Origin of the sequence: Wolbachia endosymbiont of Drosophila seguyi (assembly GCF_028981765.1) — a bacterium.
Taxonomy (GTDB): domain Bacteria; phylum Pseudomonadota; class Alphaproteobacteria; order Rickettsiales; family Anaplasmataceae; genus Wolbachia; species Wolbachia pipientis.
The window spans coordinates 1-16424 of sequence record NZ_JAPQLM010000118.1; the positions used below are offsets into that span (position 1 = coordinate 1).

Below are 16424 nucleotides of genomic sequence, written 5' to 3' on the forward strand. Positions count from 1 at the left end.
GTTATCTAAGTGGAGAAAGTCACCTCTCCCCACTCGACTGCAGAACCGTACGTGACAGGTTACCGTCATACGGCTCCTCTGCAATTTGGTGCTTGTCATGCACACTTCCTGTGTAAAATATCGTGACAATGTCCATGTAATAATAATAAATTTTTGATCATATTATTTTTCCTATTTTGGTCTTTATGGTGTATTTCTAGAATATCATCACTCTTGAACCAAAGTTGACATTGATCACATTTGCCTTGTTGTAACTTCAACAGCTTTATTACTCTCGGTGATTTATCTAGTATTCTATTAAGACGATTCCCCCAGTAAACCCAATCACCATCGTATGGAGATTTGGTTCCTTTCACTTTGATATGTCGCTTAATAACATGATCTCCGTGTCTTATAAGATTCACTTCGTTACTTGTCATAAATCGCCAATTATCATTACCATACTTCTTGAAGTACTTTCTTTTGATCCAGCATTTTCCTTTGTTTGGGTGTTTATATAACGCCCACTTCCAAAGTTTTCTGAACATTACACTGTCGATAAGATTAAATGTTTCACTTGAAACTACACAAGAGTAATATTGACTCCATCCTCTAATAATTGGATTAAGTACTTTAATTACTATTTCTTGTGTTGCTCCCCTCAATTTTCTAATCTTATGTTTGATAATGAAATTATGCTGTTTTATAGATTCACGACTTGGTTTGATTAATAACTTGTAACCTTTCTTATTATTTCTTGTTAGGTAGTGTCTTATTGAAAATCCAAGAAAATCAAATCCTGGTTTATCCCCTTCTAAAGTATGGGAAATCCTTGTTTTTGAAGGTTTTAGTTCTAGTCCAATGATTTTTAACCATTCTTCGATTAGTACCTTTGCCTTAATAAGGATCTCCTCACTCTCATGTATAACAACAAAATCATCAGCATAAAAAATTATACTAAGAGCTTGTTGTGCCCGTTGCTGCGATGCTGTACCATACTTTCTTCTTCTATATAGAAAAAGTTCACTTTTTAATGCTTCTTTAATATATTGTTCCATACCGTGTAATGCTATACAAGCCAATAATGGAGAGATAGTTCCTCCTTGAATTGTACCACTCTTAGTTGGCTGGAAGATTCTATTTTCTATTACTCCTGCTCTCAACCATCCTTTTATTGTTTTTCTTAATGTTGGTGTGGTATTGAGTTTTTCAAGCAATGCATAGTGTTTAATATTATCGAAACATCCTGAAATATCAGCATCTAAACAATATGCTGTTTTCTGACTTAGTGCATTGAATATGGCCTTCATAGCATCGTGACAAGATCTACCAGGTCTAAAACCATAAGTGTTCGGCTCAAATTTTGCTTCCCATTCAGGTTCCAACGCCATTTTTACAAGTGTTTGTTTTGCTCGACACGATATAGTGGGAATACCAAGGGGACGACGCTCCAATGGCTTGCCAGGTTTTGGTATCCAGACTCGTCTTGATGGTTTTGCTCTTCCTCTTAAATCCATAGAATTTGCTAATTGCATTCTTTCTTTTTGGTCGAGATTGGCTTTCCCATCAATACCTGCAGTCTTTTTCCCTCTATTGTCCTGTGTTACTCTTCTAACTGCGAGCATTCTTGCACTTGTTGATTTGAGTAATAATCTCTGAAGATTATGCATCTTTTTGACATCATTACATTTAGAAGCTTGGTAAATTCGTTTTTGTAGCTTAAATGAAGATTTCTCCAGCTTACGCCAAGAAATTTCATTCCATTCATACCTAACATTTTGTTGGCTCATAACATATTCACTACTACTCATAACTTTACCTTCCAAATTACAGTGTTTACGTCTGCATATCCCAAATATTACTTTGGGCGTTAGCTTCTTAAACAATCCTTCCACATAGAAGCTTACGGTTGGCTACCTGCTTATATCTAAATAAATATAAGAGCATCTATGCGGTTACTCCGTTCCATGATTTTGTTTCATGTTGGACTTAGGTTCTTACTTTTTTGCCGGAAGCTGAGAACATCCATAATCAAGTGGTAGGATCTTGATTCCTCTTTGCGCTTCTACCATTTTGGTCTATGCGTATCAACCTTATTTCGCATATTCATGTTGACGACAATTCAAACATAAGTTCCTTTCGTAACCTTATCCAACTCTGTTCGCAGGGATTTACCATAAGGTTTAGTATTACCTGCTTTTGTCTCATGCTTGCATCCCAGAAGTTGCCACTTTCTAAAATGTGAGACATACTTTATCCCTGATGTTTAGGGAAGATGGAATTTAACCACCACAAAATCACGACTTTCGTGTCGCACCCCACCATACACGCTAGATGTAGTGCCGTATTTCCATCTTCTTCGGTTGCGTTTATATCTGCTCTGGCTTCTATTAATTCTTTTACGTTTTCCAGACGCATTCCAAGCGCTGCTGAGTGCAGTGGTGTATAACCTTCGTTATCTCTTGCATCTACATCTGCTCCTTCCCATATCAGCCAGTTTACTTTTTTTCTCGTCGACATTTTTGCTGCTCGGTGCAACATTGTTTCACCGTTTTCATTTTTTCTATTTATATGCTTTTTAGACAATTTGCCTGCAAGCAACTCTTGAAATAATTCATTAAAATCATCCCTTTCTTCTTGACTAATCCACATGATGTACCTCACTATAAAACTTCCTAACTTCTAGCGTTTGGTAAATCTTTTTTGTTTACCTACACCTACCTAATTTATAGCTGTTTTGGCATGGAAAAGCAACTTCTTTTTTTCAAAAAACACACATTTTTACCGAATATTAATGTAGTGTATGAAGATATAAGTATATGTATTTAACTCATTAAACATACGACCTGTTTTTCTTCCCAACTTCTGTTCAAATGTCGATGTTCGTGCCATGTTAGTACACCTGGGTAAAACACTAAAATGTACCTTTCTAACTCATGTATTGAATCCTTTTGCTCTGAATCTAAATCGCTTTCAAAATGAACATTGTGTTCTGCTAAACCAAATCTTATAACTTTCTGGTTGGTAAAATCTTCTACCTTGTAGTGGTGAGTAACGCTAAACCTTTCTAAAACTGGTTTATATTTTAAATTCCACAGTTGTTCAGATAGTTTGCTACTTCCCAATAAAAATTTATCCCCTTCCTCTTCTATACTAGTAACCGGAAAACATGCGTTTATTTCCCCTAAGTTCCAGCTATCTGATAATACTATTTGTGCCTTAGCAAACTTAATTGCCGGTAATAAGCTCTGTGGTAGCGGATATAGCGCTTTGAAGTTATACCACACATGATTCCTTTCATAAATACCGTTATAGTTCTTAGTATGAGGCTCGGTTTCTCCAAGTATTGCTACATCTAGACGATATATATCATTGCTCAAAGCTTGTTCATAATGATTGCGTAGATAGTTCTCTATAATCCTAACAACTGGACCACTAGACCTGAAAAAATTTACTCTCCCAAATGATAACACTGGTCCATCTTTTTCGATCTTTGTACCAGAGTAGTCTGATAATAAGCTGCCAAAAAAGCTTTCATCTAAAATAAATCTTCCAATATTATAGTGGTCATTGAAAAGCCTCATTAGCCTCGATCTTGCTGGCAATGATAGTTTTGCTAGTTCTACTACTGCATCCACGAAGAAGTCGTTCGGAACATCTCTTATCCCTACCTGCAACTCAAAAAAGTGTTTACCGGGTGGCTCTTCAATGATCGTAATATCTTCTATATTTGCCCACTTTAATGCTATTTTCAGTGAGGCAGGTGTGCCACGCAGTCTTTGAAATTTTATTCCTTCTCTTATCGCCTTTCCTTTGTCTTTTACCCAACGCAGAATTTCCCCCAATCCATATTCTTCTATTATCCACGGTAGTATTTCATCTTTAGAATTAAACTTAAATCCTTTTATCCTGCTTGGATCAACTTTGTAATCGATAGCCTCTACTATGGCTCTTTCTTCTTTTGTGCTATTAGGTGGAAGTAACATTAGCTTTTGCCCATTAATTCGATTTCTAGCTTGCCTAAACAAACGCACTCATTCCCTAGTACCACAACATCTTTTCTTGGCTCTATTAATTCCACGTTTTCTACCCCTTCTACAAATAGATTTGCTATGATCCATGATTTTGTCACCTTCCATCCCAATCTTTTCGTTGCTTCAAATTTTTCGATAAATTTCTTCTTCACCGTTTCAATAATATCCGGTCTTTTAATGCTAATTTTGCTGTGGATATCTATTTCAATAATATTGCAACCAACTACTGTTATCGTATCTGTCAATACCCTTATATCATCCCTGGTGACTCGCTTTCTTACAATATCAAGTAGTTCTTCAGATGCTATGCCATTTGTGGATAACTCCGTGGATAAAATCGAGATCTCTACACTCCCTGGCACTTTTGATTCAACCAGCGCATCCTTTACTCTTCTATCTGCTGAGAGTGCATGATATCGATAATGTTCTTTACTTCCTCCAGTTGACCAGCCTTTTATTTTTGCCTTGATTCTTTTTCTAAATCGTTCATCTTCTTCTCCATCTTGCCTCTCTGCTCCATAAAACTCAGCTAAATTATCAAGTTCTTCCCCCCTTGCAAACTTCAGTAAGTTGCTCCTTGCCGCTTCGTTTATTCTTTCTCTCAGCAAAAGTTCTCGCCATGCTGCTACCTCTAAAATCTTTATTGCTGGGTCACTTTCTACTAATGCCGTAAAACTTTCATCACGACTTACTAATTCTTCTTTCATCCGGGAAAAAATCTCTTCAAAGTTCAGTGGTTCGATAATATTTGGCTGCTCCATCTCTATACCATAATCCCATCAAAATGAATATTTTTCCCATTTGGTAGATAAATACCATCTAATGAAATATTGACCTTTCCTTCTTTCACTTCTGTAATTTTTACTTTTTCTAACTTAAATCTTTGCTCCAACTTTTGTAGAGCTTCTGCTACTGCTGCATAGATTTCCAAAGTTAAATCCCTATTAATTGGCTTATCTACTAATTCAAGTAGTCTTGACCCATAATCCCTTCGCATAACACGTGATCCTATCGGCGTGGTCAGTATGTCAACTATCGATTGCTTTAGATGGTTTAATCCTTCCAATTCCTTTCCCGTGCTAGCATTCATGCCTCTCATTCTGCAAATACATTTTTGCTATCACCCATCACATGAAAACCACACGATACCAAGTCACCTGTTCTTGTTATGCCAATATCATTAACAAATACGCTATTTGATCCCTGAGTTAGTTTCTCCCCTAGAGTTAAGATATCTCCTTTTCGACACACAGATCTACCGTTTACAAAAACATCGCTGCTTCCACTCATACAAACATGTGCTGGTATTCCACTGCAATAATCCCCTATACAAACCACAGCTTTAGCCATACTTAATTAAGGTCGATTCTCTTTGCTTTGAGTTTTATGCCTCTCTTGGTAATCTTCATACTTGATTCTCCTACTTTCAACGTTATTTTATCCACTACATCTATCTTAAGATGGTGCTTTTCTTGCTCATATGATAACTTTGTCCCATCTTGAAATTTTACACTATTTATTTCCTTTTTATTCTCCGGAGGGGGATATTTCTCCTGATATATTGCTGGTAATACTACCCCTAATGACAACTCTCCATATGGCGATAATACTATTACTTGCTCATCAATATTCGGCGCAAACCAACTTCTATCTTCTCCTGCTCTTGCCGTTACCCACGGAAGCCAATCCGTTAAAAATTCCCCTATTTTTACCCGCACTCTTGCTTTTTCATAATCTACTTCTTTCACTAGACCTATACGAATAATGTTCGCTAACTTCCTATTCAGCTCTGAAATTGCAAAATTATGCTCTAACATTTTCGCCAACACTTATTGTATGTGGTATGATACCAGTTTCTAACCACATTAATTGACCTGTATGTAGCTCGTGAACCCATTCGACCAACCACACCAAATATGCATCCAACTCTGGTTTAAAATCATCCCCTCCTGCTGATATAAATTCACCTGCTGAAACATTTTCCACGTCCCAAGTATTCTTATTCACTACCCTTGCAATTTCCGTTGCCAGTGACCTTACCACTACCTGAAAATCCTCAACTGTTCCATCAACTACCACTCTTACCTCAAATCTTGCCCTCAACGCTAATTCCTCAGTCCCCGGATCTTTCCCTGGTTCTAAACTTGCAAGCTCTACAAATGCTGCTGGCGCTATTATTTCCCTACGTATTGCTGGATACACTTCGCACGTTTGTATTGCTGGGATTTCTTCTTTTAGCGTTTTACAAATCTTCTGATGTAGATCTCTCCAAAACATACGCTCTTAAATAAAATTAAGTTCATGGTCAAAATACTTCTCAAATACTCTCTCTACTTCATTAGAGACTAACTCTTTCATTGTTTCCCGAGCATGGGTATTTATTTTAATTTCATCTATTGGCAAAGACGTGGTATACCTTCGTCTGAAGATTCCTATATGACCATTTTTCATTGTTGCTATAAATGCTCCTTCATACGTACGGCTTCCTACTTTTGCTCCTATCTTTGTCTGTTTTATACTCCCAAGTTTTGCTACTCCTATCCACTGCGAACTGAGCTTTACTACTGACCATAAGCGCTTTCTATTTGCTTTATCCACACTTAACTTTTTTCTCATTGCTTTTTTTGGTATTTGTTTTTCTTCGCTAACTTGTTTGACAGTTTGTGACCTTACCCATAGTGCTGTTTTGTTTAGTGCCCTCACCGTTGCTTTTTCCACTTTTTTCCTTTCAGCATCTATACTTTGTATAATACTACCGGTGACTTCGATGTTAATACGCATCTACACCCCTGACGCTTGAATTTTCCATAGCATTCCCGAATTGTCCCTAAGTGGTGGTGAATATACTTTGTACTTACGCTTATCAATAATAAAGATATCTCCTTGTATCTTGTCAAAAGCATCTGATGTTTTAAGCTTAAGCATTAGGTGGAGAAGGGAAGAACTTTGAATATCTCCTTAGATATAAAATCTATGTGTTAGACAAGAGTTCCCTTCTCAAAAGTATAGGCTGAACGGTATCGTAGAAAGACCTAAATGGTTATAATTCTGTATCCACAAGGTTAGCCTTACTTTTCATTTTAATAGTAACGTATGGAGTTATATATGATCAACAACTTTTTGGGTATAGACATATCAAAAGATCGCTTTGATGTTTCTCTTTCATTCATAAGCAACAAAGGAAAACGTGAAACCAAGAAAAGGAGTTTCAAGAATAATGATCATGGGTTTCAAGGTTTACTGAGCTTTCTACAAAAGCATAATGTAGAACAAGTAAAAGCCTGCATGGAAGCTACTGGTTGTTATAGTGAAGCCTTAGCTGAATTTCTACACAATACTGGACATTTTGTGAGTGTTGTTAATCCAGCTTGTATAAGATTTTATGCAAAAAGTAAGCTTATACGACAAAAGAATGATCAGACTGATGCAGAGATAATTGCCGATTATTGCCAAAGACAGGAACCTATTCGTTGGGCACCACCTTCTCCTGAGTTAAAGAAATTAAAGCATCTTTATCGTTGCTCGGCTGCGTTAAAAGATGAATTGACATTAGTAAATAACCACTTAGAAAAAAAAGAGAGACTGCCTAAAGAAGTTGCAAATGCTTGGGAAGACCTTGCAATGAACATAAAACAAAAAATAGAAAGAATAAAAAACTCCTTACGTGAACTATTAAATAAACACAAAGAATTGTTGGAAAATTTTCAACTTCTATTGACCATTCCAGGAATAGGAGAAGAATCAGCAGTAGCTATTTTGGCTGAAGTTCCTAACATAAAAGCTTTCAAGGATGCCAGGCAATTGGCAGCATATGCTGGAGCTATACCACGAAATATAACGTCAGGTACGTCTGTACATGCCAAGCCCAGATTAAGTAAATCCGGTTCACGAACATTATGTAAGGCAATGTACTTTCCTGCCATAGTAGCTAAGAATCATAATCCTACTATTATGACTTTTTGCAAAAGGTTAAAAGAGAAAGGCAAGCATAACATGGCCATTGTGGGAGCTGCAATGCGTAAGTTACTCCATATTGTTTTTGGTGTTTTAAGGTCAAAGAAGGCTTTTGATCCAGATCATATCAAAAACTACAGAGCTAGGAGTTTGGCTGAAAGTTTAGTGCTTTAAAATCAAAAAACGCTCCAATTATGTAAAATAGTATCTTACACAAATTTTGTAACTGGTTAGTGAATATGTTGATAAGTAAATTAATTTTATACGTACAAAAAAGCGGAAATTTACTTATCAACATATTCACTAACTATAATCTGTGTACCGTTACACAAAATGTGAATTGGAAGTATTTTTTAATTTTATGATACAGCTTGAACAATTTTTGTAATTTTTTTGTTGACTTGCAAGACGGTATCTACCATTGGCTTTAATACATCAAACACACTTACTTCCAACAATAAAATTTCTCCTACAAATTGTCCTTCACCAATCTCGTATAATTTATCTGGCTGTTGCTTTAGTACTTGTACCATATATGACTTATCCTTTGATTCATACAAAGCTACTTTTCCTAAATGGGCAAAACAATCTTGCAATAATCTCTTAATATTTTCTTGCATATTTTTCTGCTATATACTAACCTTTACACGCTAAGAAGGGGCACACAGGTAAAGCATTCTTCTGCCTCACCACTTTATAGTTGCTCTACCTGTGTTGTTATGTTACAACGACTTTTGCTAATACTCCCGGTCTATGGCACATTGGCAGAGAATTTGACTGAGTATGTAAATCGGTCCCTCTATCAAATCTTCTTGGCTCTTGTTTCGCGTAAAGTGGCTGTCCAAGAGTATTTACTGTCTCATTAAAGTCTGCTGGTGCAAAATACGTTGTAAATGTGCTCGCTGTTCCTAGTGGAAAACAGTTTCCACTTTCTCTTTCTATAAATCTTCTTACGGTTCCTTCAGGGTCGGTTGCTTGCCCTCTATACTCTTCAAATGTTATTCCACAGAACGTAAATCCTGATCTCATATCATTCCTCAGCGCTGCTCCTTCTTGCCATCTTTCATATGCCTCTTTCACTTTACTATGCGAAATTAGTGCATCAAAAAACTCTGGACTTACCAGTGCATGAATCCCCGTCATATATTCACCACTTAAATTGTCCTCAACATGGCGCAATACTTCCAGACACTTACGCTTTACATCGGTTGTCGCAGTCCCCAATGCAAAATTTACTACTTTTGGTGTAATTTCAAATTCGTTGTAAAGGTTTAATAACTCCGACCCATCAGCATCAAGAATGATTCCCTTCAGCGCTCCCATTCGCAAATGTTCTAACGTTATTGCGTGTTTATTTCTCATTAGCTGCAAATGATCAGTTATTACATCTGCCAATGCTTTCAGTTCACTTTCTGACCCAAATGCCCTTATTCCCTGTACTTCCTCAGGCAACACTACGTCATCATGTGGTATATGTGGAATGGTAAAAGTTCTTATTTTTCGTTTTCCACGTTTTCCTACTGTTGCTGGTGCTCCTGGTAACTGCGTTGGTAGTAAACTTAATACTACATTTTGCTCCTCTATAGTAATATGTCTAAATCTTACTGACCTACTTGGAAACAAATTTAAATTTTCAACTCGTCCATAATTTATCGGCAATATATTTATCGCATTTGTTAGTGCCGTCATGCTAAATGCTGTATTTGTAAATGGATTTTGCATTTTTTCTTTTCCCCCTTTTGTATTTTTAATAGTTTTTTTAAGCTCCCTTGCGGATAATGATCCCTCGTCCTTCAAGGTGCTTTATTGCTGCAGTTTTCTGCTCTTCAATGATATTTGCTGGCCATACAACTGCATGATCTGCTAGTATTGCACCACGAGCAATAATTACTCCTTTACTATTTTCCTTTGCGTTTACATCGCTTGCTATCACTCCTATAGCCGTTTGTGTCCCATCTGTGGCAGTTGGATTTAAAGCTTTAATAAAACCATCTTTAGTATCATAACCAACTACTTTTCCCAGCTTTAGATTTTGTCCCTTGGCTACTGTTATTTGATCTCTTGAATATAGGTTGGACACTTCATATTTCAGAAGATCGCCTAAATTATTTCCTTCAGTTATACTTATCATGTCTTTTTCTCTCCTTTTTTTATTTTTTTACCGCCATATTTGTGGTTGTTATACACGGCGGTTATACACATACTTTAAATGTTTGATTGCGCACGACTTTTCGCTACCTGCATCATCAACTCTTCTCCTGAATTCTGTGGTATTGCACTTAGTATTTCTGTCTTCTTCGTTCGCTCTGCAAGTAACTCCATTAAAACTTCCCTGGCTTGCTCAACACTTACGCTTTGCTCAATAAATTCTCCTATCTTTTCTGGCATTCGTGATAAGTTACATAAACGTATTAATTCAAGAACTTCAGTACGATACTTAGTTAAATTGTCAGTTTCTAGGTCATTTGTAGTTTTTTCATTCATAGTAATATCCCCTTTTTTATTAATAGATTTAAACTCTGAAAGAATTGTAATTCCATCTGCAAGACCTATTTCTACTGCTTTCTCGCCAAAATATAGCCCTGCTTCTGTTGATTTTATTGCCTCTACAGAAAGGTTTCTATTGCGTGCTATTAGCTCAACCAGCATTCCATATAAACGATTCACTTCGCTTTTTAGGCTTTCTAAACTCTCAGAAGTTATTGGCTCATGTGGATTTAAATCATTTTTTCTACTTCCTGCAAATACTGTCGTATATTTTATTCCCTGTTTTTCATCAAACCCACTTTGATCTATATGACTTGCTATTACTCCTATGCTTCCAACTCCTGAAGTTCTAGTTACCAATACTTTTTCAGCACTTGATGCAATTGCATACGCCGCAGAATACGCATCATCATTTGCTATTGCCACAATCCTCTTTTTTCTCCTTGCTTGGTAAATAAAGTCGGAAAGGTCGAATAAACCGTTTACTTCTCCTCCGGGGCTGTCTATGTCCAAAATTATTGTTTCTACTTCTTTATCTATTAAAGCTTCTTCTATCTCTTCACTTATCTTCTCATACGATGTCATCCCCAATACATCATCAAAAACTTCTGACTTTTTCGTCAGGATTCCATGTATTGGTATTATTCCTCTTTCACTATTTCTTACCGCATGTTTTATATTTTTAAAGATAGGCTGCTTTCCTGTTTGTAGTGACAGTAATTCAAAACTCCTTGGTTCTACCATTACACATCTGTTTAGCCATATCGCTTGGTTTTTCATATTATCTCTTGATTAGTAGTAACGTCGGAATCAAAACTTAAACCCAAGGAACTAGCACGTCTTTGATCTTCTGCAATTTCTTGGTCTATTTCTTCTACATCATAACCTAGCTCTGAAACCACTTCTGATCGACTCTTAAATCCATTTCTTACTGCCATTTGTTGTGCTTGCTGGTCTTTTAAAGGATCCACCCAATCAAATCCCTGTGGTATCCATTTTACTTCTTCTTTCGCTGCTTTTGCTACTTTTTTATCTATACTCAGTTCTCCACAGAGTACTGCTAATTCTAGCCATCTACTCCATACTGGTCTGCAAAATTGAAATACCATAATGTTGTGTTGCAGCATAGCACATCTACGACGAAACTCTATTAATCCTGCTCGAATGGATGAATAATTAACGCCCGTTAAATCTCCTGTTAGTTGCTCATATGTTATCCCTGTGCCTATTGCTATTGCCCTCAGCTGCTGTCTCATGAATGCTTCATAACTTCCTCCTACATCAGATGGCTCTGAAAATTTTATGTCTTCTCCTGGGTCTAAAAGCTGCATTGTTCCTGGCTCTAAACCTGATAGTGCTACTCCTTGCTCATTACTTTCACCTTCTCCTAAAATATTTGCTTCAGGATCGAGCCTTGTAATAAACCCTGCAAACATCGCTGCTGTCTTTTTTCTCACTAATTCTGCATCATCATATTGATCAAGTTCATAGAGCTTTAGCAGTATACTCGAAAGCCATGGCTCTCCTCTAATTTGCCCAGGTCTTAATGGTCTATAAATATGTAAAACATCATTTGCTGGCACTCTCACTAATTCACCAAATGAGCCTTCACCAGGGTGTTCTTTAAATAGGTAATATGCTTCTCTTTGCCCAAGCTTGTTAAACTCAATCCCGTTTCTTATTACATTACCATTTCCTAAAGTTTGATTTGTTTTATTATCTAAATGTTCAGACTCAAGTACTTGCAGTTGTAATGGCACAGAAAATCTATCTTCCAGCTTTCTCGTTCTTAAACGTACAAAACATTCTCCTCCCTCTATCATACTTCTGCATACTAGAGCTTGTAATCCATAAAAATCACTTACTCCGTTACTGTCTGCTTCATCTGTCCATCTTAGCCATAATTCTTGCACCCTCTTTCGAAATTCCCCATCCCTTGCTTTTGATTGCGGTTTTATTCCTGTTCCAATAGAGTTACTTACTATTGTATCAATAATATTTGCTGCATATGGATTTTTTCTCACCATATCACGTGATCTACTACGTAAAGTTTCAAGGTTTTGAGACAGCAAATTGTTTATACTTCCTAACTCTGGTTGAAAGTGAAAAAATCTTCTTCCTGAGCCTGCAGCATCCCAGGCTGAGCTTTTTATCTTTGGTTTGTTAAATAGTTGTTTGAATGATTTTAATAACATTTTGCCTCTTTGATTATGCAACAAGTTGTTGCACAATTTGACATTGAAAAATTATAGCAAGTTGCTAGAGAATTTGGTCAACAGATTGTATGTAGAGAGTCATTACTCTGGACTACGTTTATAAATTTCTTTTCGATGTCCTATTGCTGCAATTTTGACCATGTGCTCTGAGTTATCTATTAAGTATATGACTCGATAATCGCCAACACGCAACCTAAAGTAGCCTACCCATTTATGCGATAAAGCCTCACCTACTTTATCAGGAATAATTGTGAGACGTTTTTCTATAGCTTTTTGCACCCTTAACCGTATTGTTTTCGGAAGAGAAGGAAGATCTTCGGTATCTACACCTTCTAAATAACCAATTTGGTAAATTATTCCCACTTGATATCTTCATGTCTAATTATTTTTGCTCCAGGAACATTACGTTTAGCAGCAAGTTCAAGTAGAGCTATTTCTCCTTCATCCATTTCGTCACCTTCAGATAGTCTACTTACCTCAAGTTCTTCTTCTACTAGATCTTTTACAATTTCTTCAATAGTTCTATTTTGAACTTTTGCCATTTCTGTAAGATACTGAGCAAATTCCCCCTCAAAATTTACATTAACATTAAGCCTTCCTTGACTTTGATCCATATTATTCACTGTAAGACATCAACTCTAAACTATAACATTTTTACATAATTTTGTCAACCCCTTTATTTGTTGAAAAAACAATTTTTCTCTTTGGCTTCATACCTGCAATTTTCAATTCAGCCTTAATACGTTGTCTTAAGCTTAGTAAATCATTTATATCTACTTCAGCATATCTTACAACATGGTCACCATATGCAATTGATACTACTCGCTCTCCGTTTTGTAGTTTCTTTATCGCTTCTTCGACTTGAATTAGATAATCTTCGTTATACATTTACTACTCGCTGATCCATTTGCTTTTCACTATTTTCTTTGATTTTTTACTTTCTGGTTTTTCACTTAAACTATTCCATTTACTCTCTGGCCAACGATCGATTCCAAGCGCAATAGATGCTGCTCTTGCATAAATCCTACAGTCTAATACTTCATTTCTTTCTCTTACCTTTTGCCACTCTTGTTTGGTATAACCTTTTACTACTTTGCTGACTAATTGCTCTGCCGTTAGCTGCTTAAAATATTCAGGTGCATACTCGGGAAAATGACAGTATCCTGCTGGAGCTTCTTCACCGTCCTTTAAAACATTAAGTAATTGAAAAAGTTCTGACTTTAAAATCGATACTCCCACTGGCCAGAGCTTTATTCCTCTTTTTAGCTTTTGACCACCAACTGTTATATCTACTCTACTTGGGCTGCTAAGTGGTACTAGAGCTTTATTTACACCTTTCACTGCCATTACTCTTCCAGAGCCTTAATGACCTCTTACCCAATTGTATACTTCTTGTGTCGCATACCCAGCATCAACCGCCATCATACTTATCATGTATTCAAGACCATTTTCACCGATAAAATGATGATTTAAGAGCTCAGAGAGTTTTCCCCATACTTCTCCTCTTCCAGTATCACCTTCAAATACTCGGTATTCTATTGACCAACTTTCGCGGCTTTTTCCCCATGCTACAACTTCTACTTCTAAACGATCTTTTTGGACATCTACTCCTGCAGTAAGCACCACTTCTCTCCTAGGTACTGTGCCTACGGGAAAAAATTCTCTCCTGTTAAATAATTGCTTCCAATCTGGTACTTCTCCTTTGTCTACCCAGGTTTCTCCAAGCGTAGTATTTATCCATACTTTTAGTAATTGTTCACTTTCTTTTGCATGAAGAAAATCTTCTACTGCTTGAGTCCAGCTATACCAGCCTACTGGACTATAAAGACTTGAAAGATGAAATCCTTTTTTCTCACCTTTTACTCTATTAGTAGGTCTCCATTCTCCACGCTCAAGCATCTCTGTCTTTTGATGATTTTCTATTTTGCCGCTACATTCAGTGCAGACATAATGTGCTGTTCTTGAGTCGTTGTTTTCCCATTTAATTTGTGACCATTTTAGAACTTGATAGTAATTACAATACGGACATGGTACAAAAAAGTACTGCTTATCTGTTGCTTCAAATTCTTTCTCAATTCTGCTTATTCCATGAATCGTTGGTGTTGATACTAAAAAAATCTTTCGCCGTGCAAATGTATTAGTTCGAGCAATACTGAGCAGCACTGGATCTCCTTCACCACCTGAATCTCCTGGATAGGCGTCTATTTCATCAAGAAAGAGATATTTTACTGGCATAGATCTCAGTGCTACACTGCTATTTGCTCCGGTTATTACTACTATTCCACCTGGAAATTCCTTACTTTGTACAGTATTGCCTGAGTCTCTTGACCTTGGGTCTTTTACTTTACTCTTTAAACATGGCGTACTCTCTATTAACGGCGCAAATCTTCCTTTTGACCAACGCTTTCCCATTTCAACTGTTGGCTGCACAACTAACATTGGACCAGGAGTCTGATCTATAATATAGCCTATCCAATTGTTACCAGCTTCTGTTCCTCCAATCTGCGCTCCTTTCATGAATACTACTTTTTCTGCTGGTGAGGACGGAGAAAGTGAATCCATGATTTCTTTTAAATAAGGAGTTCTTTCTGTTCTCCATTTACCTGGCTCTGATGCTGCAGTTGGCGCTAAAACTCGATACTCATTCGCCCACTCTGACACTTTAAGTAGTGGATCTGGCTTTAAACCTTCAGAAAAAGATGTAGCATATATCATATCGCTAGCTCTTCACCATCATTAGATGATACCTCAACATCACTTAAAATAGAACTGCACTCACTTGTTTTCTCACTTTCGAGTTCAATAAACATTTTCTTTTCAAGTGCTTCTTCTATGTACTTCTGAGTTAAATTACTCATTGCTATTGCAGCTATGAGCGCAACTATTCCCACCATTACCGCAGCTATAATGTTAGGGTAAATTCCCACTATCACTATTGCACATACTGTTATAGAAACACAGACGATATTGATATATTTCTTTATTTTTTTGTCTGCTATTTTCCTTTCTTCAAAATATTTATTGCTCAATAAATGAAATGTTGGAAAGTTCTTCTGTCTTCCAAATAACACTATTTCCTTCTCTTTGCTCAGTAATTTTATTAATTTTGCGTTGTTCGTTATTATTGCATACTGAAAAACATCCGTGGCATCTGCTCCTCTCTTTAGCAACAACTTTACTACGTTAAAGTGACCATGCTTTACAGCAACATAAATTCCCGTTTTTCCACTCTCATCTACAGCATCTATTTCAACTCCTTCACCAAGAATACCGTCTATTAGGTCTTCATATCCTTTTCTGGCAGCTAAATGAAGCAAACTGTTTTTATCAGCTCCGTATCTATTACTTGCTAAAATCTTTACTATATCTAATCTATTTGCTTCTTTTGCATAACAAAATGGTGTCTTGCCATTATCATCCTTAATTAAAGGATCTATATCTTCTCGCGTTAGTAAAACTTCTATTGTTTTCAGCCTTTCAGCATAATGTAGTGGCGTTTTATTTTCATAATCTTGTAAGTTAACCCCAGCATTAGGAACATTTATTAAGCATCTTACAATATCTAAACATAAGTCCCTTTCGTCGTAATTACTACTACTTATAGCTACGTGCAAAGAAGATAATTTCATTGCATTTCTGCCGCTGCCAACTACATTAACATTCGCACCAAGATTTGAAAGTAATTTTAGAGGTTGTCCGGAAACTAGTAAATTCAAGCATATTCCCTCTTTAACATAACCCTACTCATAGCTAG

The 16424-nt window shown here is 36.6% G+C and carries 19 protein-coding genes and 2 pseudogenes; 1 reads left to right on the forward strand and 20 read right to left on the reverse strand.

Annotated features, from left to right (window positions below; translation table 11 throughout):
- Positions 1-95 precede the first annotated feature (95 nt).
- The 10 genes from ltrA to OZD62_RS06245 all read right to left on the reverse strand — a co-directional run bounded on the left by ltrA (position 96) and on the right by OZD62_RS06245 (position 6938).
- Positions 96-1790, reverse strand: a complete 1695-nt coding sequence (ltrA, locus tag OZD62_RS02655) for a group II intron reverse transcriptase/maturase (protein WP_274979042.1) — start codon at positions 1788-1790, stop codon at positions 96-98.
- Positions 1791-2232: 442 nt separating this feature from the next.
- Positions 2233-2631, reverse strand: a complete 399-nt coding sequence (locus tag OZD62_RS02660; protein WP_275019372.1) for an ankyrin repeat domain-containing protein — start codon at positions 2629-2631, stop codon at positions 2233-2235.
- Positions 2632-2804: 173 nt separating this feature from the next.
- A complete protein-coding gene (locus tag OZD62_RS02665; protein WP_015588924.1) occupies positions 2805-3965 on the reverse strand; it encodes a phage tail protein in 1161 nt (386 codons plus the stop codon).
- Positions 3965-4774 carry a baseplate assembly protein gene (locus OZD62_RS02670; RefSeq protein ID WP_010962482.1) on the reverse strand — a complete coding sequence of 270 codons (810 nt, stop codon included), beginning with the start codon at positions 4772-4774 and terminating at the stop codon, positions 3965-3967. Before OZD62_RS02670 ends, OZD62_RS02665 begins: the two co-directional genes overlap by 1 nt.
- Positions 4775-4776: 2 nt before the next feature.
- Positions 4777-5112 carry a GPW/gp25 family protein gene (locus tag OZD62_RS02675; RefSeq protein WP_015588922.1) on the reverse strand — a complete coding sequence of 112 codons (336 nt, stop codon included), beginning with the start codon at positions 5110-5112 and terminating at the stop codon, positions 4777-4779.
- Positions 5109-5363 carry a PAAR domain-containing protein gene (locus tag OZD62_RS02680; protein ID WP_010082109.1) on the reverse strand — a complete coding sequence of 85 codons (255 nt, stop codon included), beginning with the start codon at positions 5361-5363 and terminating at the stop codon, positions 5109-5111. Before OZD62_RS02680 ends, OZD62_RS02675 begins: the two co-directional genes overlap by 4 nt.
- 2 nt (positions 5364-5365) lie before the next feature.
- Positions 5366-5830 carry a phage baseplate assembly protein V gene (locus OZD62_RS02685; protein WP_015588920.1) on the reverse strand — a complete coding sequence of 155 codons (465 nt, stop codon included), beginning with the start codon at positions 5828-5830 and terminating at the stop codon, positions 5366-5368.
- On the reverse strand, positions 5817-6290 hold the full coding sequence (locus OZD62_RS02690) for a hypothetical protein (RefSeq protein WP_275019374.1): 474 nt from the start codon (positions 6288-6290) through the stop codon (positions 5817-5819). The genes OZD62_RS02685 and OZD62_RS02690 overlap by 14 nt, the downstream gene beginning before the upstream one ends.
- 6 nt (positions 6291-6296) lie before the next feature.
- On the reverse strand, positions 6297-6794 hold the full coding sequence (locus OZD62_RS02695) for a phage tail protein (protein WP_010962479.1): 498 nt from the start codon (positions 6792-6794) through the stop codon (positions 6297-6299).
- Entirely contained in the window at positions 6795-6938 is a 144-nt protein-coding gene (locus tag OZD62_RS06245) for a head-tail joining protein (RefSeq protein WP_010962478.1), read from the reverse strand. It abuts the gene before it with no gap.
- A 180-nt stretch (positions 6939-7118) separates the two neighbouring features.
- Between OZD62_RS06245 and OZD62_RS02700 the strand changes: the two genes are divergently transcribed.
- On the forward strand, positions 7119-8141 hold the full coding sequence (locus OZD62_RS02700; protein WP_275019375.1) for an IS110 family RNA-guided transposase: 1023 nt from the start codon (positions 7119-7121) through the stop codon (positions 8139-8141).
- Positions 8142-8326: 185 nt separating this feature from the next.
- On the opposite strand, the gene OZD62_RS02705 is transcribed toward OZD62_RS02700, so the two are convergent.
- From OZD62_RS02705 to OZD62_RS02750, 10 genes and pseudogenes are all read right to left on the reverse strand, one after another.
- Positions 8327-8587, reverse strand: a complete 261-nt coding sequence (locus OZD62_RS02705) for a head-tail joining protein (protein ID WP_275019377.1) — start codon at positions 8585-8587, stop codon at positions 8327-8329.
- Between the two features lie 97 nt (positions 8588-8684).
- Positions 8685-9689, reverse strand: coding sequence for a major capsid protein (locus OZD62_RS02710; protein ID WP_275019381.1), 1005 nt, complete (start codon positions 9687-9689; stop codon positions 8685-8687).
- Positions 9690-9726: 37 nt separating this feature from the next.
- Entirely contained in the window at positions 9727-10098 is a 372-nt protein-coding gene (locus OZD62_RS02715) for a head decoration protein (RefSeq protein ID WP_010082142.1), read from the reverse strand.
- A 74-nt stretch (positions 10099-10172) separates the two neighbouring features.
- Positions 10173-11234, reverse strand: a complete 1062-nt coding sequence (locus tag OZD62_RS02720; protein ID WP_006280203.1) for a S49 family peptidase — start codon at positions 11232-11234, stop codon at positions 10173-10175.
- Complete coding sequence (locus OZD62_RS02725; protein ID WP_275019382.1) at positions 11231-12649, reverse strand: phage portal protein; 1419 nt, start codon at positions 12647-12649, stop codon at positions 11231-11233. The genes OZD62_RS02720 and OZD62_RS02725 overlap by 4 nt, the downstream gene beginning before the upstream one ends.
- A 102-nt stretch (positions 12650-12751) precedes the next feature.
- Complete coding sequence (locus tag OZD62_RS02730; RefSeq protein ID WP_010962706.1) at positions 12752-13033, reverse strand: type II toxin-antitoxin system RelE family toxin; 282 nt, start codon at positions 13031-13033, stop codon at positions 12752-12754.
- Positions 13024-13284, reverse strand: coding sequence for a hypothetical protein (locus OZD62_RS02735; protein ID WP_275019379.1), 261 nt, complete (start codon positions 13282-13284; stop codon positions 13024-13026). The genes OZD62_RS02730 and OZD62_RS02735 overlap by 10 nt, the downstream gene beginning before the upstream one ends.
- Positions 13285-13324: 40 nt before the next feature.
- Complete coding sequence (locus OZD62_RS02740; protein ID WP_010962704.1) at positions 13325-13558, reverse strand: gpW family head-tail joining protein; 234 nt, start codon at positions 13556-13558, stop codon at positions 13325-13327.
- Between the two features lie 3 nt (positions 13559-13561).
- Positions 13562-15385, reverse strand: a pseudogene (locus tag OZD62_RS02745) (phage terminase large subunit family protein).
- Positions 15382-16359, reverse strand: a pseudogene (locus tag OZD62_RS02750) (ankyrin repeat domain-containing protein); the annotation flags it as partial. The pseudogenes OZD62_RS02750 and OZD62_RS02745, both read right to left, overlap by 4 nt.
- Positions 16360-16424: the final 65 nt, after the last annotated feature.